11 protein-coding genes are annotated in these 19,609 nt (G+C 57.6%); 5 read left to right on the forward strand and 6 right to left on the reverse strand.

The features are described from left to right. Positions 1-172 precede the first annotated feature (172 nt). Positions 173-1,600: a peptidylprolyl isomerase gene (locus Pla52nx_RS30615; RefSeq protein WP_146519442.1), complete on the forward strand. Its 1,428-nt coding sequence runs from the start codon at positions 173-175 to the stop codon at positions 1,598-1,600. Positions 1,601-1,824: 224 nt separating this feature from the next. On the opposite strand, the gene Pla52nx_RS30620 is transcribed toward Pla52nx_RS30615, so the two are convergent. Beyond that, a complete protein-coding gene (locus Pla52nx_RS30620; protein WP_146519441.1) occupies positions 1,825-2,157 on the reverse strand; it encodes a hypothetical protein in 333 nt (110 codons plus the stop codon). A gap of 432 nt (positions 2,158-2,589) precedes the next feature. On the opposite strand from Pla52nx_RS30620, the gene floA reads away from it, so the two are divergent. Beyond that, entirely contained in the window at positions 2,590-3,597 is a 1,008-nt protein-coding gene (gene floA, locus Pla52nx_RS30625) for a flotillin-like protein FloA (protein ID WP_146519440.1), read from the forward strand. A 487-nt stretch (positions 3,598-4,084) separates the two neighbouring features. Here floA and Pla52nx_RS30630 read toward each other — a convergent pair whose 3' ends face one another. The 3 genes from Pla52nx_RS30630 to Pla52nx_RS30640 form a co-directional block, all read right to left on the reverse strand. Continuing rightward, on the reverse strand, positions 4,085-4,945 hold the full coding sequence (locus Pla52nx_RS30630; RefSeq protein ID WP_146519439.1) for a hypothetical protein: 861 nt from the start codon (positions 4,943-4,945) through the stop codon (positions 4,085-4,087). A 114-nt stretch (positions 4,946-5,059) separates the two neighbouring features. Further along, on the reverse strand, positions 5,060-5,938 hold the full coding sequence (gene murB, locus Pla52nx_RS30635; protein WP_146519438.1) for a UDP-N-acetylmuramate dehydrogenase: 879 nt from the start codon (positions 5,936-5,938) through the stop codon (positions 5,060-5,062). A 162-nt stretch (positions 5,939-6,100) separates the two neighbouring features. Next, positions 6,101-6,502 (reverse strand): thioredoxin family protein, encoded by a 402-nt coding sequence (locus Pla52nx_RS30640; protein WP_146519437.1) that lies wholly within the window; start codon positions 6,500-6,502, stop codon positions 6,101-6,103. Positions 6,503-7,165: 663 nt separating this feature from the next. Here Pla52nx_RS30640 and Pla52nx_RS30645 point away from each other — a divergent pair. Then, positions 7,166-8,173 carry a Gfo/Idh/MocA family protein gene (locus Pla52nx_RS30645; protein ID WP_146519436.1) on the forward strand — a complete coding sequence of 336 codons (1,008 nt, stop codon included), beginning with the start codon at positions 7,166-7,168 and terminating at the stop codon, positions 8,171-8,173. Between the two features lie 187 nt (positions 8,174-8,360). On the opposite strand, the gene Pla52nx_RS30650 is transcribed toward Pla52nx_RS30645, so the two are convergent. Next, a complete protein-coding gene (locus tag Pla52nx_RS30650) occupies positions 8,361-8,801 on the reverse strand; it encodes a thiol-disulfide oxidoreductase DCC family protein (protein ID WP_146519435.1) in 441 nt (146 codons plus the stop codon). A 204-nt stretch (positions 8,802-9,005) separates the two neighbouring features. Here Pla52nx_RS30650 and Pla52nx_RS30655 point away from each other — a divergent pair, with 204 nt between their 5' ends. Then, positions 9,006-10,670: a hypothetical protein gene (locus Pla52nx_RS30655; RefSeq protein ID WP_146519434.1), complete on the forward strand. Its 1,665-nt coding sequence runs from the start codon at positions 9,006-9,008 to the stop codon at positions 10,668-10,670. A 482-nt stretch (positions 10,671-11,152) separates the two neighbouring features. On the opposite strand, the gene hrpA is transcribed toward Pla52nx_RS30655, so the two are convergent. Beyond that, positions 11,153-15,346 (reverse strand): ATP-dependent RNA helicase HrpA, encoded by a 4,194-nt coding sequence (gene hrpA / locus Pla52nx_RS30660; protein WP_231741875.1) that lies wholly within the window; start codon positions 15,344-15,346, stop codon positions 11,153-11,155. Positions 15,347-15,788: 442 nt separating this feature from the next. On the opposite strand from hrpA, the gene Pla52nx_RS30665 reads away from it, so the two are divergent. Continuing rightward, complete coding sequence (locus Pla52nx_RS30665; RefSeq protein ID WP_231741874.1) at positions 15,789-19,604, forward strand: hypothetical protein; 3,816 nt, start codon at positions 15,789-15,791, stop codon at positions 19,602-19,604. The last annotated feature ends 5 nt before the right edge of the window (positions 19,605-19,609 follow it).

A 19,609-nucleotide genomic window follows, 5' to 3' on the forward strand; every position in this document is an offset into this window, starting at 1 on the left:
TCGACGGACGGCCGACCTGGCAGGGGGGACCTGCAGAGGGACTTTCTCGGGCAAGGGCAAAACCGAATCCGCTTTGCCGACGTATTACCAAACTGACGAGTGGGATTGCCTGCTCGTTCCCCCTTTTCACGGTGTTTCCGATTTCACGTGCTCCCGATTTCACTGGGTCGAAATGAAATTTTCTCGACAACTGGTTGCCCTTGTCGCATTCGCATTGCTCGCGACGCCCCTATCGGAACTTGCCGCACAGGAGGAAACGCCGAGCAACCGTCCAACGACAGGGGTTCTCCCCTCGCAAGCCACTCAAGCGACGGGGCATGATCACGATGGCGAGCATACGCACAGTGCATCCTCAGACGCGGGGGCCGACCCGCTGACGGAAAGCGACAACGTGATCAAAGAAGCCCTGCAGAATCCCAACGCTGTGCTGGAGGCCTTTTTGAAAATCGCTCCCGAGGAAATCCGCGAAGACGGACGCAAGGCGAAAGAAAAGTTCGAATCGTTGAGGAAGGACTTGGCAAACGAAGTTGCTGAGATGCGGGCGGTGTACGTTCGCTACGTCAACGAAGAAGCCAACTCGCCCGAGGACGCGCAGCAGTATCGTGACCAGAGGAACAAGGTCCGACGCCTGATGCAGGAAACCTACGAGGCGGCAATGGAAGTGTTTCTCTACATGCAAGATCATTTGGCTGGTCAGTACATGATGACCATGATCCAGCACTTTGAAAAACACGACATCTACGACCAAGCCGCATTGGAAGGGGCGACGAGTCTGATCGACAAAGGAGTCCGACATGTCTATGTCTTTAAGGTTGCCGCTCGCAGCGCGATGGCGACCGGCAGGATCGAATTGGCCGAGCGGATCTACAAATCACTGGAGCCAGACATGATGGAGGACGTCGACAGATCTTTGATCGCGCAAAGCGAGATCATCCAAAAACAATGGGACGACGAGCTGAAGTTGCGTGAGCGTGATGCCGAGCAAGACTCCCTGCCGCAAGTGAAGTTCACCACAACACGCGGCGAATTTGTGGTCGAGTTGTTCATCGAGGAGGCTCCCTCGACGGTGGCTCATTTCATCGGTTTGGTCGAAGACGGATTCTATGACGGGCTGGACTTCTTTCAGGTGATCGAGCACATGCTCGCGCTGACGGGCGACCCGTCAGGCGATGGCAGTACTATTCCTGATCAATTCATCGAGGATGAACACTCGCGAGCAGTGGTCCGAGCGCCGTTGAGAGGATCGCTGGTGATTGCCAAGATGCCGATCCAAGGCACAACCGACTTCGTCCCCAATTCGGCCGGCACTCAGTTTGCAATCCTGATGATGCCGATCCCGACGGTCACGAGGCAGCAGACGATCTTTGGTCGAGTGATCAAAGGCATGGACGTCGTTGGGCATTTGCGGAAGGTAGATCCGCACAAGAAAAAGGAGAAGAACGAAATCGTCGTGCCTCCAGATCGCATCTTGAAGGCCGAAATGGTTCGACGGCCTGAGACGTTGCCGGCCGTGCAATATGTCGATCAACCCGGCGGTGGTCGACCAAGCTCCCAACAGCCGATCCCGGATCTCCCTCCAGTGGACTTGCCCAGTCTATGATCGGCGGCCGCCTGGAGTCAGTTTTTTGTGGCGAAACTCGACACTTGGTCGGTTCGGGGCGAGTACGTCAGCCTAGTGCATCGTCCGGTCTTGATTTTGGGGTTAGCCGTTTTGGCGTTAGCCACGGTTGTGGCACGAAAACCGTGGCTAACGCCAAAACGGCTCATCTACCGAACCCACGTTCTAAGACTGGACGATGTACAGAAAGGCTGACGTACAGGAGGCTAGCGGGCCAAGCCGACCATGGAGTCGTCGCTGGATTTGAAGCTCGCCTCGACTTGACGGAAGCGGTCGCCCCAAATCAAACGTTGCAGGATGCCGGGGCGACGAAGGTTCGGGTCGTCGGGGGCGATCACGTGCTGCTTGCCTTTTGCGGTACGTAACCGCAGAGAACCGTCGGCCAGGATCTCTTCGACCACCCAGAACTTGTCCACGACGTAGCCGTAGTTCTCACCCTTGCTCGATGCAGTGACCCGTGCAGCGCGGCGACCCGGATTGGGCCCAATCTTGCTTTTTCGATACACGGCCCAGTCGCCGGTGTGCCAATTGGTTTGCATGATGATCTGTCTCGTACGGGTTGCCCTACGTGATTGGCTGCGTCATGTGCTGGACGGCCAGCGAGCGTCGATTCAAGATAGAAATGGTTGAATCGACAGACTCTTTGCAGCTCGTTCCTATTAATAGTAGCTTGCAGTACCCCGTTCGTCACAGACGAATTTGACGTTTTTTCGGGGCTTCACGGCATCTTCTCGCATTTTTATCTCTCTGGGATGGACTCGTCACGCTGTGATGCATGCCACTGCTGTGTTTATAGGGTACTGACTCGGCTACCCACGTTTCCCATTCTCAGGTTCCCCTGTGACTGCGAGTTTGTTGTATAACTGACGGCCTTGGGATACGAGTGCAGCAAACACAGGTGGGCAAGCAGTGTTTGTCCACGATGGTAGTCCTGATGAAATCAACTGGGAACGCACGAGAGGTTTGATCAAATGATGTTCGCTAGCAATGGTGTTGTAGCAGCGGGATGGTTTGAGGGTGGAGTATTCGCGGCGATCCTCGTGCTGCTTGGAATCGCGGGCCTGATATTCATGATGGTCTTGGGCTTCTTTGCCCTTCGCTATGGCAAGCTCTGGTTTCAAGCCTACATGTCGGTGGCAGATGTCAGTCCGATCAGCCTGATCCGCATGCACTTCACCAAAGTCAATCCGAATGTGATTGTCCAGGCCAAGGTCATGTCCGCGCAAGCCGGTCTGAGCATCAGCCGCAAGAACGGCATCAGCACTCGACGACTGGAGGCTCACTACTTGGCCGGCGGCAACGTGATGAATGTGATTCACGCGATCATCGCCGCCCACCGCGCCGAGATCCCGTTGGATTTTGATCAAGCCGCCGCGATCGACTTGGCCGGTCGTGATGTGCTCGAAGCAGTCCAGACAAGTGTCTATCCCAAGGTCATCGACTGCCCGGATCCGGCTCGCAGCGGCAAAACGACTTTGAGCGCGATCACCAAGAACGGGATCGAACTGCGAGTTCGTACCCGGGTCACTGTGCGAACCAACCTGGAGCAGTTGATCGGCGGGGCAACCGAGGACACCGTGATCGCGCGGGTCGGCGAAGCCATCATCAGTTCGATCGGCTCGGCAGACACGCACTTTCGGGTGCTGGAGAATCCCGACATGATCACACGGGTCGTGCTCTCACGGGGGCTGGATGCTCAAACGGCCTTTGAAATCGTTTCCATCGACATTGCCGATATCGACGTCGGCGAAAACATCGGTGCCCGTTTGCAGAGTGACCAAGCGGAAGCCGACACGCGGGTCGCGCAGGCCCAAGCCGAACGCCGACGTGCGGACGCGATCGCGGAAGAACAACAGATGCGTGCTCTGGTCGCCAGCAATAAATCCGCCCTGGTGTTGGCCGAAGCCGAAGTGCCGATGGCGATGGCCGAAGCGTTCCGAGCAGGCCGAATCACCGCCTCAATGGACGACGAAGAATAGAATCGCCTCCTGTACGTCAGCCTGGCCAGGCTGACATTGCGCAGGGTCAGCCTAGAAAAGCCAGAGCTGTTAACATCTACGTAGCCATCCTGCTCGGGACGTGCAATCTATCACTGGCGTAGTGGATGAGGTCACGAGTCCTGGGGCATGGGACACGTGACCTCGCCCACTACGAATTCCGTCACTTATTGATTTCACGCCCCGAAGGGGCCGAACATGAAAGCCCAGGGCAGAGCGCAGCGCCGCCCTGGGTGATCGAACACTCAACTACCATCTCGCCCTGAAAGGGCAAAACACTGCTTCATCCCGTGTCGAAAAAACACTGTAACGCCCACTTCGGGGCTTGGGGTGTTACGACGCACAGCAACCCAGGGCGACGCTGCGCTTTGCCCTGGGCTATCTTGTCATGTCCCTTCGGGACGGAATGCAATACGTCCCTCGGGACGTGCAATCTATCACTGGCCTGGAAAGGCTGACGCACTACGTACTAGAGATCCCGGCGGGCGGCGATGCGTAGATCGTCGCCGTTTTGAAATTGGCCATTGACCAAGTCGGTCAACTTGGACAACGCGTCGCGTTCGCCGGGCTGCTCCATCCCGGGCGGGCTGCCCCATTCCACGGTCATGTCGTTGCCCAGCGTGATTTGCAATTGGGGCACGATGTTTTTCCGTGGATCACCGGTGGCCGTGATCTTGGCGACTTTGATTTTGTCGGACAGTGGTGCGAGCAGCTTTGCCAGCAATGCAGCATTCTCGACGCGTCGTTCGCCGAACGCCGTGCCGACGTTGCCATGAGGATACTCGTCTGGGACTTCGATGTGGATGAACTTGGGCGCGTCTTGCAGGTTGAGTTGCTCGTTGGGCAACAGGATTCCTTCGCCGTCGAGGGCAAAGTACAAGTCGTCTCGGACGCTGCGTGTTTCGCTGGTCACATGAAAAACAGCGACGGGCTCGCGGTACTCTAGCGAGACCTCGATTTCACCGTGTGGCAACTTGCGTACGCCGTCGACTTTGCGGACCCAGGGGTGAGTCGCGAAGGCATCGGCAATCTTGGCCGTGGCGTGACGGTCCAGAACGGACAGTTCGTTCAGCGCAGTGTCCTCGTAGACGTCCTGGACGATGTCGGTTCGGACGTAATCGTGGGGCGTCGGGATTCGGATGTGATCCTTCTGCACGCCCTGAAACTGCGTCCGCAGATGCTCAGCACCCCAGCGGTGGTAGGCGACATAACCGATGATCATCAGGCCGATCGGCCACAAGAACGACCATGCGGTGGGAGCCGCGATCAGCCGACGAAGCAGGTCGCGGATCGGCCGGACTTCCTGGTCTTGTTCCCCTCGCATTGCCATCGAAAAACCTGAATCTCGGATCTCCTGCCCCGGACACGGCCGCTTCAACAGAAATCGGCCGCCATGATCGAGAGATCGGTTCGAATTTTCGACCGGTCCACTCAGGAGTCGGATTTACCAGATTTTCAGATTCAACTGCAAGTCGATCCCGGTCTGCAGCAAGACTTGCTCGCGAACCCGCTCGATCAGCCGCAAGCACTCATCGCTGGTGGCCTCGGCGTGAGCGATTAAGTAGTTCGGCTGAGCGTGGTCCAAGGAAACGTTTCCTTCGCGAATTCCGGCCAAACCGACATTTTGGATCAATTCGCGGACCGGGCTGCCGTCGGGGTCGACAAAGGGCACGGCGATCCGGCGGTGTTCCACCGGCAAGGCGGAATTGCGAGCAATCCAAAGCTTTTGCATGCGTTTGGTCAGTAGCTTGATGTCACGCTGCTCCAATTCGAACACGACATCCAGCACGCTCAAGCCGCCCAGAGCCGATTTGCGGTGGGAAAACCCCGCTTCGGCTTGCGAAACGGTACGTATCGATCCGTCTGGATCAAGAACACGCACGCATTGCACCACTGAGCCGATGTCGCGACCACCCGCGGAAGCGTTGCCGACCACGGCGCCGCCGACCGTTCCGGGAATGCCCACCAAATGCTCCAGACCCCCGAGCCCACTGCCCACGGCTTTGATCACCGCGTGGGAAAGTCTTGCTCCGGCACCGACGGTCAACAGATTGCCTTCGATCGCCAATCCACTGGTGGCCGGCGCCTCCAAGGACACCACGATCCCGTCAAAACCTGCCTCGCGGACCAACAGGTTGCTGCCGCCGCCGAGGATTTTGACCGACAAGCCGTCCTCGGCCGCCCACTGATAGATCTGCTTGAGCTGCTCGATCTCGACAGGCTCCGCCAAGAATCGTGCGGGACCACCGATCCCGAGCCACACCAGGGGAGCCAATGGTTCATCTGCACGCACCACGTGCAGCAGTTCGTCGGGGATCGTCATTCGTCAACTGAGTCAAAGAAGGAATACGTGAGCGAAATCCGCCGCCGAATTTCGCTGAAACGCTAGATGACCATCATACCGATACGGCGAAAAAAAAACGCCGGTGGTGTCGCGAAAACACCTGCCGACGTTTGTGATCGTCAAAAAGGGAACCGAACGGGTCTAACCTTGACCCAGCGTCACGGCCTTGCGAATCAGGTTGCGAACGGGCTGCTTGGGCTGATAACCCATCAACCGCTGGCGTTCCCACTTGCCGGCGCTGCTCTTGGTGAACATGATGATTTGAGGCAGCATCTTTTCGCCTTTGGTCAATTGATTGACCAGTGCTGGTTCGGTGTCGCGATCGAGCAACACCACACTCACGTTATCCAACTCGCCCGTTTGGGCCATGGGCTGGATCGTCGTCTGCTTCAAAGCGTTGCAGGCGGGGCACCAGGGAGCACCCACGACAACCAACAGCGGTTTGTCTTGGGCTACTGATTCTTTGTACGCGGTCGCGTAATCCGTTTTGATTTGCTCGCTGGTCACACCGGTCAGCATGATTGCCATTAGCAACGAAAGCATTCCTCACTCCTCATCTCAAGGATGGACATTCCTGAGGGGTGCCGACACGATGTCGACGAAAACCACAGTGTCTGAAGTAGCACACCATTGATTCTGAATAGAACTCCTCAGGTGCATCGTTCCGTCGTTGCCCACCCAGTCCATTTGCATTAGTCACGCCGCATGGTTGGGGCGTGTTGGTGGGCATCCTTTCAGGCTACGATAGGGACTCGGTATTGAGCCAAATCCAACGTGCCTGCCTTTCTCTGCATCTCCGATTCTCAAAGCAAAATTCAGGGAAGCTGGTGAGAGCTTTCCGTCTGCGCCATCGATTCGGGTTGGGCGGAGTATACGGATGGCCTAAGGGGCATCAAGTGTCTCGGGAGCGAATTCCCAAAAGTAGACGCGGGCCTGTCGCCAACAAATTCCGGCGATTGATTTTGTTTCCTCCGGCCCAATTCGCTAAGCTGTTGCGATGCCAGAACTTGTGGGCGTGCCAAATGTGGCATGCTGGCAAGCAATCCTACCCCTGACGGGCGGTTGCTGGCGGATTGTAAAATTTCCAGAAGCGACCGCTCGGCATCGAAAATAGGTGGCATTCTGTTCACATATTTAATTGGCCGGTGCGATTCGGCGTCCGAGTGAGCGTCGCGTGATCCGTCGTCAGTTCGAAAGTTTTCCCGCATGAAACTGAGGCTTGGCCTGATCGGCTTGGGGGATCACTGGCAAAGTCGCTATTTGCCAGCGTTGAGGGTGCTGCATGACCGTTTCGACGTCCGCGCCGTGTACAGCACCGTCGCGAAACTGTCGGAAAACACGGCAGCAGAGTTCCAGGCGGACCCCGTCGATGGGTACCGCAGTCTTGTCAGCCGCTGCGACATCGACGCGGTGATGATCCTGAAACCCTGTTGGCTGGGCTGGCTGCCGGCATTGGCGGCCTGTGAAGCGGGCAAGGCCGTTTATTGGGCGGGCGGTTTGGACTTTGATCCCGCGCAAGCGGAATCGGTTCGGCAATCGATCCAGCAGAGCGGGGTCTCGTTCATGACGGAGCTGCCCAGGCGATTTTCCCCCGCGACGCTGAGGCTCAAGGAACTGATCGCGACGCGATTGGGGGCTCCGAAGCTGCTTTTTGCACATCGACGACTTCCGGCGGCAGAGAACCAGCGATCGGGTGCCAGTGATTCCAGTCGCAGCAAATCGGAGTTGGTGGAGCTGATCGATTGGTGCCAGTACGTGGTCGGCCGCGCACCCACGGCAGTCTCCAGCAGCCGCTACGGGGACGATGATCACGAGGAATACTGGCGACTCTCGCTACAGTTTCCCTCCGCCGAGCACGGCGGCAAATCGCTGCCGCCGGTCAACGCGCAAGTCAGTTGTGGCAGCTATATGCCGGCACAGTGGAGCGAAGCGGCCAATTTTCGTCCGCCCGCTGCCTTGCAAGTCTGTTGCGAGCGAGGGATCGCGTTCATCGATCTGCCGGCGACGCTGGTGTGGTTTGACGAAGCCGGCAGGCACGTCGAAGCGTTGGAGACAGAACTGCCCGTCGGCCAGCAGTTGCTCACACAATTTCACCGATCGGTGACCAGCTTGGTCAGATCCATCGGCGGCTTGGAAGATACCTTCCGCGCCGCCCGAGTCCTCGCCGCGGCCAACCAAAGCGAGCTCGAAGGCCGCCGAGTCGACGTGGAATGATCACTGATTGGAAGCGAGGCAAATACCAGCACGAAGCGCAAGCGAGTGAAAAAAACGACATAAATCACTCGCTTGCGATTCGTGCTGGTGTCAAACGCAATCCACGATGCACTAGCCGAGTGCAGCCATCAGACCCAAACGCACGCCGAGGTTGATCACGAAACAGACCAACGCGATCAGGATGGCTTCAATTCGATCGTTTGTCGAAATGCACCTGACACGTCCCGTTGTCGCAGGATTTACCCGCGATCTTGTACCGACGTTTGGCGACTTGATGGTACAGCCACCGCCATAATCCCGCCGAGCCGGGCAGGTGCATGATCGGGGCAGCTAGCCATAGCAGCGGCAATCGCCGCGTCAGATAACGCACCGCGTCCGCCCCCCCGTGTCGACGATCCGCCCCGTCGATCACGTACATTTGCTCCATCAATTGATCGAATGTCAAGTCGGGGTATCTCTCGGCCACCCTGCCGTCGTGTAACGAGAGGAACGCCAACCGTTTTCCGCCCCAGTCCAAACGACTCAGGCTCTCGACGCCGGCCCGGCAGAAATTGCAGTGTCCGTCGAAAAGCACGACATCTGCGTCGGGATTTTCATCGGGATCAGGCAGCTTTGGAGTAGAAAACATCGTCAAAAATCATTGGAAAGATGGAAAAACGGCTTCGATCCTTCTCCCCCCCAAGCCGTATACTGACAGCATACGCTAACGGGTAGCTGAGAGGACTAGAAATCGCACGTGCTTTGGCTGCACGGTTTAGCTGCTCACTTTTGGCTACCCGCTGGTTAACCGAACACTGGGTGATCACGTCACCGGAGAATACAGGTCATCACGATGAATCAAATCGAATATCGAGTCCGATCGGCTCGCAGACGCCTGATCATGGGGCAATTGGGACGCAGCCTCTGCTACACCCTGTTCGCTGCACTGATCGTCGCCATCTTTGCCTGTGCCATTCCTCAGTTCTACGTGATCGACATCGACTTTCAAACTTGGGCGTACGCCTGGGTCGGCGGTTGTCTCGTCGCAGGTCTGTTGGCCGCCGTGATTCACACCTTCCTCAAAGCACCGTCGTTGGGTGACGTGGCGAGGGAAGTCGATCATCGCTTCGGGCTTCGCGAACGTTTGAGCAGTTCAATGTCATTGGAACAGAGTGACCGCGAAAGTGATTTCGGTATCGCGTTGATGACCGATGCTGAAAAGCAAGCCAGCCAAATCGATGTCGCCAAACGTTTCCAGCTCAAACCGTCCAAGATCGGTTGGCTGCCTCTATCGCTTGCGCCCGTGCTGGTGATCGTGTTGATGCTGGTCAACCCGGCATCGAATTCTTCGGCGAGTAACCAGACGACGGTCGATCCCGCCGTGGCCGCGCAAGTTAAGAAGGCGGCGATGCAACTCAAGAAGCGACTGCAGCAACAAAAACGCAAGGCAGACGCGGCCGGCCTGAAAGAGGCTCGTGACTTGTTCGAGAAAATGGAGATGGATCTCGACAAGATGGCCGAGAAGAAAAATCTCGACAAGAAAGACGCGATGATCGCGCTCAATGACCTCAAGAAACAACTGGACCAGCGCCGCCAAGAAATCGGCTCGACCGAGCAAATGCAAAAAGCAATGTCGCAGATGAAAGGACTCGATGCAGGTCCAGCGGACAAAGTTGCCAAGTCGATGGAGAAGGGCGAGTTCGGAAAAGCCAGTGACATCGTCAAACAGCTCGCTGAAAAAATGCGTGACGGCAAACTGAGCGAGAAAGAAAAAGAGCAACTGCAAAAACAAGTCCAGCAGATGCAGGAACAAATGAAAAAGGCGGTCGAAGAACACAAGCAACGCAAGGAAGAGCTGCAAAAGAAAATCGATCAAGCTCGCAGCGAAGGACGCCAGGATGATGCCGCGAAGTTGCAAGAGCAGATGAACAAGATGCAGCAACAAGATCAGCAGATGCAGCAAATGCAAAAGATGTCTCAAGCCCTCAACGATGCGGCTCAGGCAATGCAACAAGGCGACTCGCAGCAGGCCGCCGACGCACTGCAAGAAATGGCAGACCAACTCGGCGACATGCAACAAGAAATGTCGGAGCTGCAGGATCTCGAATCAGCCATGAACGACCTGTCTCAGTCCAAGGAACAAATGCGTTGCAAGAACTGTGGCGGCGGCGGCTGCAAGCAGTGCCAAGGCAACGGAATGGGAATGCAGTTCGGACAGGGCGACGGTGAAGGCGAAGGCGATGGCTTGGGCAAAGGAAACGGCTCGGGCGACCGCCCCGAAGAAGAAGGTGACACGAACACCTACGAAACACAGGTGCGTGGTCAGGTCAAAAAAGGCAAGGCACGCATCAGCGGATTTGCCGACGGCCCCAACCGCAAAGGCGTCACGCGTGAGGAACTCAAAAGTGTGATCGACAGTGCTTTGGCCGAGGAAAGCAACCCGCTGGAAAACCAAAATCTGCCACGCACCGAACAGCAGCACGCCAAAGACTACTTCGACAAGCTACGCACCAACTGATCCCTACTACGTCAGCCTTTCCAGGCTGACGGTGGGCCGTTCAAAATTTGGTGTTGACTCGATGTTTCGGCGTTGGTTTTTGAGCCATTTCTTGTCCACTGGCACCTCCCTCAAGGAACTTGGGGGAGGTCGAGCAGAGCCCTTCAGGCGAATGCGAGGGAGGGGGCCTATCTGCGCAAGTCAATGATTGGGAACGGCAAAACGCTTGGCGGGGCACGCTATCGACTTGGAAAGTCGAGCGACGATTGTCGTTCGACTTTCCAAGTCGAAAACGAACACGACCATCCGCCCAAACACAAGCCATACGCCTTATGCCAGGCTAGCGGTCTGGGACAGCTAGAAGTTAGGGTTTGCCGTAGTGGATCTTGGCAAACATCCCACCGCTACAGGATCTTTAACAAGATCCACTACCCTAAAGCTAAGTTGTCCCAGACCACTGGCGTCGTCGGCTCACTGAACCAACAGGCATCAAGCGTTTTTATTTACCCCAGCAGTTTCTCGCAGCGTGCCGGGGAAACTTTGGTGGATGTTCCCAACGGCTGCGCGAACAAGCTCACACGTAACTCTTCCAGCAACCAGCGAAACTCGACCGCGGCGTTCTTCTGCGGCGTGCGCTCCGACTCCGGCATGCCTTGCAGCCATCGATCGTACAACTCGCCGACGGTCGCCATATTGGTCTGATCTCGCTGCGCCGCTCCGCTGCGCAGTTTGTCCAGTCGGTAGCTGATCGCTGACAAATAGCGTGGGTAGTGTTTTAACCAGCACCACGGGGTGACCGAGAGAAATCCGTCGCACAACAGCCAAGCGAGCTGATGCTTGACATCGGCAACGGCCTCACCATAGCGACTCACTGGTGTCGACTCGATCGCGCCGCGGGCCTTCAAATGCTGTTCACCCAACGCAGTCAACCACGACGCGACTTCTTGAACGGCAATGGAAATGCGTTCGCCTCGATTGGCTCGCCTTGCCTCGAACTCTTCTTTTGTCCGCACGATGCCCTGTTGTTCGACGAATGCGATCCGAGCCAGCAAGTCCATCAAGGATGTCTCCATCTGGCTCGTCGGCACAGCACCCGACAAAGCGATCTTTGCTTGTTGCAAGGACGGCAGCCAACGAACTTGGCGACGCAGTTCCTGGTGTTCGGACAACGCGTACAAGCGGGTGATCCCCTGCGCCATCGCGGCAGCAGCGGTGGTTTGATCGGCGAACAACGCCACTCGGACTTGAGTGCCATCGTCGACCAAAGCTGGGTACTGCGCGACGCGAACACCCCCGCGTGTTTGGACGACTTCTGCCGGCAGCGACTGGAGTTCGAATTCCTTCATCGGCGCGTCGGGCAACGGGTGGTCGACGTCGCCGCTGGGTGCCGGCGCCGATTCGGCATCGGTGCCGGTTCCCAATCGTTCGATCAGCGGCGCGACACTGCGTCCCTTGGCGACCGTCTTGCCTTCGTCGTCCACGACATCGACCAGGAAGTTCAGATGGTCGTCGAGTTTTTCCGTTTGAAAATCGGCCGGAGTGACGGGCATTTCCGCGTGCCGCGTCATCGCTTGGCAGACCGCCGTCATGAAGGGGACTTGGCCGTACACCGGCTGGAGTTCCCCCGCGATCACGGCGGCAACGTCGGCAGCAGGCACCAGGTTTCGCCGAATGCGTTTGGGCAACGACTTGATCATCGCGATCAACTTGGGTTTCAGCAGTCCGGGCACCAGCCATCCCAATCGTTCGTCGCTGACTTGCGAGAGCGCGGCTTGATGAATCTTGAGGTGCACGCCGTCTTCTTCACTGCCCGGCTCAAAGCGATACATCAGTGGCAGTTGGCTTTTGCCGATCTCCAGTGCATCAGGAAAATCTTGCTGCGTGATTTCTTCCGTGGCCACATCCAAGATGTCTTCGGGACGCATGTACGGAGTTTCGGGCGTGTCGATTGCGGGAGGCGACTGCATCCAAGCCGACACACTTGCCGAGTCCGTCAACTGTTTGGTCCACTCGGGCACCACTTGCTGACGGTCAAACTTCTCCAGCCTCGCCCGATCGATGACCTCCTCCGGCAAACGTTCTTGATAAAAACGTTGCAGGTCATAATCGTTGATGACCAAATCACGGCGTCGTGTCTTGGCCGCCAGCGTGGCGATCGACTCTCTCAGTCGGCGATTGTGCTGGATGCAACGCGCGGTCGTGGGCAAGGACTCGTTGACGAGGCCCTCGTTGATCAACAAGTCACGAGCGGTGGACGGATCGATCGGCGGTAACGGGACACGACGCTTGGCGACCACCGGCAAACCGAACAACGACAGACGTTGGTAGCAGAACGCGCCGTTGGCTTTCGTGCTCCAGTGCGGATCGCTGTAGTTGGCCTTGAGCAAGTGTTTGCCCACGACCTCAATCCATTGCGGTTGAATCCGAGCGACCGTGCGTGCGTACTGTTTGCCCGTTTCGACCAATTCGCCTGCCACAATCCATTGCGGCTTGGATTCAAAGACGCCGCTGCCGGGCCACAGAAAAAGCTTCAGACCGCGTGGCCCCAGATACTGATTCTTTTCACCGACCATCGCCACACCGGAAAGCAGTCCGGTCAGTAGAGATTGATGCACCGCTGCATAACGATCTTTCTCCAACAGGTCTCCTTTCGTGTCCTCCAGCAGTCGCATGCTGCCGATACGCTTCCCGCGTCCCGCGCTCGTGCCCCCATCTTCTGCCCCAGATTTGCGTCTGCGTCTGGGCGGTTCGCCGAGTTGAGTCGCCAACTCCTTGAGCTGTCGATAGACGTCCGACCATTCACGCATTCGTGTCGGCGACAGAAAACGCTTTTGCAACTGACGGGTCAATCGATTGCGGGTGTACTCCGATCGAGCTTGTTCGTAGAACCGCCACAATCGCAGGTAAGAAAGAAAGTCACTTTGCGGATCCGCAAATTCCGCGTGGGCTTGGTCGGCCGCTTGTTGCTTGTCCGGCGGTCGTTGTCTGGGATCAGGGATTTCCAGTGCAGCGGCGATCGGCAGGATTTCCGGCAGCACACCGTACTGGTCGGCGGCCAACAACATGCGACCGATCCGTGGATCAACGGGCATGCGTCCGAGTTGATGACCGATGGTCGTCAGCGACTGAGTCTCGTCCAACGCCCCCAGTTCCGTCAGCGTGGCAATGCCTTCACGAATGGCCTCGGGGCGTGGCGGATCCAACAGCGGAAAGTTCTCAAGCGAACCGAGCTTCAGCGTTTTGAGTTGCAAAACGACGGATGCCAAATTGGTACGGCGTATCTCCGGCGTCGTGAAGGCTTCCCGTGATTCGTAGTCGGCGACATCGTAAAGTCGAACACAAATCCCCGGGGCGATGCGACCGCAACGGCCGGCGCGTTGATTGGCGCTGGCTTGGCTGACCGGTTCGATCGGCAGTCGCTGCAACTTGCTGCGGGCGCTGTATCGGCTGATGCGTGCGGTTCCGCTGTCGATCACATAACGGATGCCAGGCACCGTCAGCGAGCTTTCGGCGACGTTGGTGGCAAAGATCAGTCGCCGTCGTTGACCGCTGGGTTGAAAGATCAGTTGTTGCTCCTTTTGTGGCAGCCGCGCGTACAGCGGCAAGACATCGACGCGTCCGCTGAGTCCCAGACGCTTGAAATGTCCCGACACACGATGGGAGACTTCGCGAATGTCGCGCTCGGTGGGCAAGAACACCAGGGTATCACCGTTACCGCCCTCGCGACTGAGATTCTCGATCGCCGCGATCACGTGACGTGAAAGATCGTAACCGCGTTCACCATCCTCCGTCACGTCTTCCCAAGGCAAGTACCGAATCTCGACCGGATAGCCTCGGCCGGACACGTTCACGATCGGTGCGGGCTGGTCATCGGAATCGGCAAAGTGTTCCGCGAAACGCTCGGCGTCGATCGTTGCCGACGTGATGATCAGTTTCAAGTCCGGCCGCTCGGGCAACAGCGTGCGTAGATATCCCATCAGAAAATCGATGTTCAACGACCGCTCATGTGCTTCATCGATGATGATCGCATCGTACGCATCCAGACGACGATCACTTTGCGTTTCGGCCAACAGGATGCCGTCGGTCATCAGTTTGACCAACGTCTCTGGACTGGTCTTGTCACCGAAACGCACTTGGTAGCCGACGTCGGCTCCGAGCGGCCGCTGCAACTCCTCAGCCAAACGCGCCGCGATGCTACGCGCGGCCAGTCGGCGAGGTTGTGTGTGACCGATCATGGCGGCGCGTCCCAATCCCGCCTCCAAGCAAAACTTGGGCAACTGCGTGCTCTTTCCGCTGCCGGTTTCGCCGCACACGATGATCACTTGATGATTGCGGATCAGCTCGACGATTTCATCGCGATGAGAGCTGATCGGCAACTCGCTGGGGTACTCGATCGTCGGCCGGGCATTGAGTCGTTTCTGATGCAGAGCGACGGACTTGGTGAGTTGAGCGTCGAAGTCGTCCGCGCCGCGTTTGCGAAGCTTGCCAAGGCGAAACCGATCTCGCCGCATCGCTCGGTCGATGGTCAGCAGTTCGGCTGAGACTTCCGGCAGAGCCGCCTCCGTCGCTGAAACTTGCGGCACTAAGACTTCCGGCGAATCGGCCGCATTGGTTTCTTCACGCTCGGCAACCGGCGGGGCGGTCGACTTGGGCGTACCGGAGGGTTTCAGTTCAGGACTGGACGGTTTGAAAGTCATTTCAAAGTGTCCCGGCGGGCGAGACGTGTTTGCAAAAAAACGGTGTATGGAACGCGATCAGGCTTTGGCCGGAGTACCGCTGGCGGGATGCGTACCATAGCGACTTCGCTCGCACGAGGTCGATAAGCATGCCGTCGGAGCGTCGCTTTCTGCGGGCCTTTCTGAGGGGCTGGACACTTGGGATGCGTGTATTGTTCGCTGATCTGGGCGGTGTTTGTTCGGGCAAGTCGCACCATTTGACCGATACAGTCCGCAGTCGGGGCGGATTTCTGCGATCAAGTTCCCCCCTGACGGTGAGATCGTTGTCAGCGAAAAAGAACCTGGGACGATGAAACACTCAGAGGAACCAGCCTGATCCCAGCCTTTGGTAACCATTTCTACCCGGCAGGCTATACTGAAACGTGCCGAAACCCTTTTCTTTTTGCGTGCGATTAGCAGGAACATGTCCACAGCAGCCGCTCCTCCCCAACTCAGCCCGTCCGCCGGCAAGCCATCCCCCAGCGTCGATGGTCTGATCCAGCAACGCATCACGGAAACACAGCGTGCGTTGTGGTGGGGCGAGCTGACCCGCACGGCTTTGCTGCTGACCATCGTCACGATGGCCGCTGTGTTGACTTGGGTGATCGTGGACCAGTGGTTGTACTCACCGGGCATTCCCCTACGTGTGTTGGCTTTTGCGGCATTGATCGGATGGTGTGTCTGGTTCTTCATTCGCCGAGGCTTGCCCATCCTGACCAGCCAAGTGACCAAGGAGTATGCGGCACGTTGTCTGGAACGAGACCTGCCGGATTTGAAACAGCAATTGACCAGCTACGTGACGCTGCATCCCGACGCACCGGAGTCCGAATTGCGAGGTCGTGTCGTGAAAGTGCTCGGCGCACGAGCGGCCAGCCGTTTGAATTCGTATGACACACTGCCCACCGAAGCCACCGGGACATTCCGGTGGTGGATTGCAGCCGCCGTTGCCTTCGCATGCGTCGTCGGCTACGCGGTGTTTTCACCCAAGGATTCGATCGCATCGGCCAGTCGCTTGTTCGCGCCCTTTGCATCCATTCAGCCGTCGCGACGCGTTTCGATTCTGGACGTTCAACCGGGCGACACCGATGCAATGGCTGGTCGGTCCGTCACCATCAGCGCGCATGTCGACGGGCTTCGTGAAACCGAGACGGTCTGGTGCCACGTTGATTCCGTCAGTCGCCCCGACCCCATCGTGATGTCGTTTGACGAAAACACACGGCGTTTTGTTGCCGAAATCGAATTGGAGCATTCGGCCAGTGGTGTGGTGCCTTATCGAATCGTTGCCGGTGATGACCGGGCCGGTCCGTACCAATTGCGTGTCGAAAACGTACCGGTCGTCGCCGTCGAGTCCATCCACTACCAACCACCTGACTACACCGGGCAAGCTGCATTCAGCAGCAGCAGCGCCGCGATCTCAGCCATCGATGGAACACTCGCCACCATCACGGCGAAAACGAATCGACCGATCGTCAAAGCCGAGCTGGAGTTCAATCCCAAGACAGTCGGCGAAACGGTTCGCGCCACCGCGGGCACGATCCCCATGATGATCGGCACCGATGGCAAGACCCTGACCACGGAAACCACTTTACGAGGAACACGTGGTCGTTTTGCCGCCGTGCCGCTGGAAAGTTATCGCATTCGTGTGTGGGATGAAAACGACCGCCAAAATCCGGATCCCATCATCTATCCGATTCGAGTGATCGCAGACTTGGCACCCGAAGTCGCCATTGTCGTGCCACGAGCAACGCCGATCGAAATGCCGATCAACGGGCAACAGATCATCGAAGTCCACGCGATGGACGCCGACTTTGCGCTCAGTCACGTGACGCTGGAGATTCAACGTGGCATCGACAAAATTGCGGTCCCCACGTTGTGGGCGGCAGCCGATGAACCCGCCGGTCCCAACGTCGGCAAAGGCAATCGCGTCGTCGAGTATCGCTTTCGTCCCTCCGAACATCGTCTGATCTTTGGCGACAAAGTCATCATCACTGCGATCGCGACGGACAACCGCGTGATCCCCGGTGACAAAACCGTCGAACCCAACGTCAGCCGCACCGATCCCATCGAAATCCGAATCGTTGCGATGGATCGAAACTTGACCCAAGATCCCTCGACCAACGATGGACTCAGTGAAGTCGACGATCGGCCTGCCAGTGATTCACCGACCGAGAACGCAGAATCCAAAGATCCGCAGAGCAGCGGTAGCGACTCGACCGACCAATCTCAGTCGGGCAAAGGTGATCCGTCGGGTACCAAATCCGGCGACAGCAAGAATCCAGACAAGAATCCAGCGGGCGAAAAACAACCCGACAAGAATCAGCCAAACGACAAGACCGAGCAGGACGAACCTCAGGACAAGTCCGAGGATTCGCAACAGTCCGGCGGCGGCTCCTCCAGTGATGGTGGTGATTCGTCATCCCAAAGCGGCGATCAATCCCAAGGAGGTACGTCCGCTGGAGACTCGTCATCGGACTCCGGTCAGAAAAGCAGCGAGAACAACCAAGACAACCAGGGAGGCAAAGGCGGTTCGAGCGAAAGCAGCAATTCCGAAAGCAGTCCCGAGAACAGCAACCCTGAAAACATGAGTGGCAAAGGCGACTCCTCGCCAGCCAACCCGTCGAAAAACAATCCATCACAAGGTGACCCGTCTGACGGAAATCCATCCGATGGCAATCCAGCCGACGGAGATCCATCCGATGGCGGACGCCCTGGCAAGCAATCGCCCAATGAAAGCTCACCCGCAGACGCCGACAACAATGCGCCACCGCAACATGATGGCGAGGCGATGGAGCGGATGCGTGAGTTCATCGAAAAGCAAAAACAGAAACAGCAAAGCGATTCGAAAACGCCGTCCCAATCGTCCGATTCACAACCGCAAAACGACGGAGGGACGTCGCAGGAAAAAACAGACGCTGCGAATCAGCCGCAGGACTCTCAAGACGCCGACTCCGGTTCAAAAGGTGAGCAACCGTCCGGCGGTGGCGATTCCAGTGACAACAAGATGAACGATGGGGCCGACAACAAAGATCCATCCCAAACCGGCAGCGACCAAACCGGCAGCGACCAAACCGGCAGCGACCAAACCGACAGCGACCAAACCGACAGCAAACAAGGCGGCGGAAAGGACAACGAATCTGCCAGCGAAGACGGAAGCAGCGGCAAACCATCGGGCACCGATCCGTCCAATGATTCAGAACAAAAAAATCCGACGGGCAACCAGCCGAGCAACCAAGATCAATCGGCAAACAAGGGTCAACCTGCCGGCAAAGACCCGTCCTCCGAAGACCCGTCCTCCGAAGACCCGTCCTCCGAAGACACCTCCACCAAAGAAAGCGACCGCGGCGAGAACAGCGTCGGTGATCAACAATCCGGTGATCAACAATCCGGTGACAGCCAAAAAGGCGAAGGCCAGCAGGGCGACAACCAGAAAGACAGTGGCCAAAAAGGCGATGAGAAACCCGACGGCAAGGACTCCGATGACGGTAGCCCCTCCCATCCAAACAGCAATCCAAGTGGAGAGGACACGCCGTCGGATCCGTCCGGCTCCAAGAGCGATAGCGGCTCAAAACCTGGAACCGATGGAAAACCCGACAGCGGAAAACCCGACAGCGAAAAACCCGACAGCGAAAAACCCGACAGCGGAAAGCCCGACAGCGGAAAAGACGGCGAGCAAAATCCGACCGGTGAAAAAGGAAAACCCGGCGAGCCGAAAGGAGAGTCCGACTCCAACTCCGCCAGCGGCGATCCGGCTCAGCAAGGCCAACCTCGCAGCGAGAATGCTTCGCAACCTCCATCGGCCAGCGACCCAAGTTCATTCAGCGGTAATGGCAACGGAGCTGATTCGGGAGGAACCGGCGGCGACGCTGACAACACGCCACCTCCGGCAGACTTGGATTACGCCAAAGAATCCACCGACATGGTGTTGGACTATTTGGAAGAGACCCGCGACCAAGTGGATCCGGAGTTACTGAAGGATTTGAAGTGGACCGAGGAGGACTTAGAGCGTTTTCGTAAGCGTTGGGAAAAGGTTCGCGAGCTGCCCAACGACCAGCCCGCCGATCGACTTTCTCCCGATGTCCAAGACGCACTGCGAAGTCTTGGTTTGGAAAAGTCATCGCGTCAATCCAAAGGCGCGGCTGATGCCCCCGACGGTCTGCGCGACCTCCGAGACTCCGGCAACCGCCGCCCCGCCCCGGCCGCCTTCCGCGACGCCTTCGAACAGTTCCGCCGACGCAAATGAGTATT

The organism is Stieleria varia (assembly GCF_038443385.1).
GTDB lineage: Bacteria > Planctomycetota > Planctomycetia > Pirellulales > Pirellulaceae > Stieleria > Stieleria varia.

What these genes read in the sequence shown, in the direction of transcription:
- Pla52nx_RS30630 (WP_146519439.1), bottom strand. Translation starts at nt 4,945, where the DNA reads ATGGCAATGCGAGGGGAACAAGACCAGGAAGTCCGGCCGATCCGCGAC.
- floA (WP_146519440.1), top strand. Translation starts at nt 2,590, where the DNA reads ATGATGTTCGCTAGCAATGGTGTTGTAGCAGCGGGATGGTTTGAGGGT.
- Pla52nx_RS30665 (WP_231741874.1), top strand. Translation starts at nt 15,789, where the DNA reads ATGTCCACAGCAGCCGCTCCTCCCCAACTCAGCCCGTCCGCCGGCAAG.
- murB (WP_146519438.1), bottom strand. Translation starts at nt 5,938, where the DNA reads ATGACGATCCCCGACGAACTGCTGCACGTGGTGCGTGCAGATGAACCA.
- Pla52nx_RS30645 (WP_146519436.1), top strand. Translation starts at nt 7,166, where the DNA reads ATGAAACTGAGGCTTGGCCTGATCGGCTTGGGGGATCACTGGCAAAGT.
- Pla52nx_RS30650 (WP_146519435.1), bottom strand. Translation starts at nt 8,801, where the DNA reads ATGTTTTCTACTCCAAAGCTGCCTGATCCCGATGAAAATCCCGACGCA.
- hrpA (WP_231741875.1), bottom strand. Translation starts at nt 15,346, where the DNA reads ATGACTTTCAAACCGTCCAGTCCTGAACTGAAACCCTCCGGTACGCCC.
- Pla52nx_RS30620 (WP_146519441.1), bottom strand. Translation starts at nt 2,157, where the DNA reads ATGCAAACCAATTGGCACACCGGCGACTGGGCCGTGTATCGAAAAAGC.
- Pla52nx_RS30615 (WP_146519442.1), top strand. Translation starts at nt 173, where the DNA reads ATGAAATTTTCTCGACAACTGGTTGCCCTTGTCGCATTCGCATTGCTC.
- Pla52nx_RS30655 (WP_146519434.1), top strand. Translation starts at nt 9,006, where the DNA reads ATGAATCAAATCGAATATCGAGTCCGATCGGCTCGCAGACGCCTGATC.
- Pla52nx_RS30640 (WP_146519437.1), bottom strand. Translation starts at nt 6,502, where the DNA reads ATGCTTTCGTTGCTAATGGCAATCATGCTGACCGGTGTGACCAGCGAG.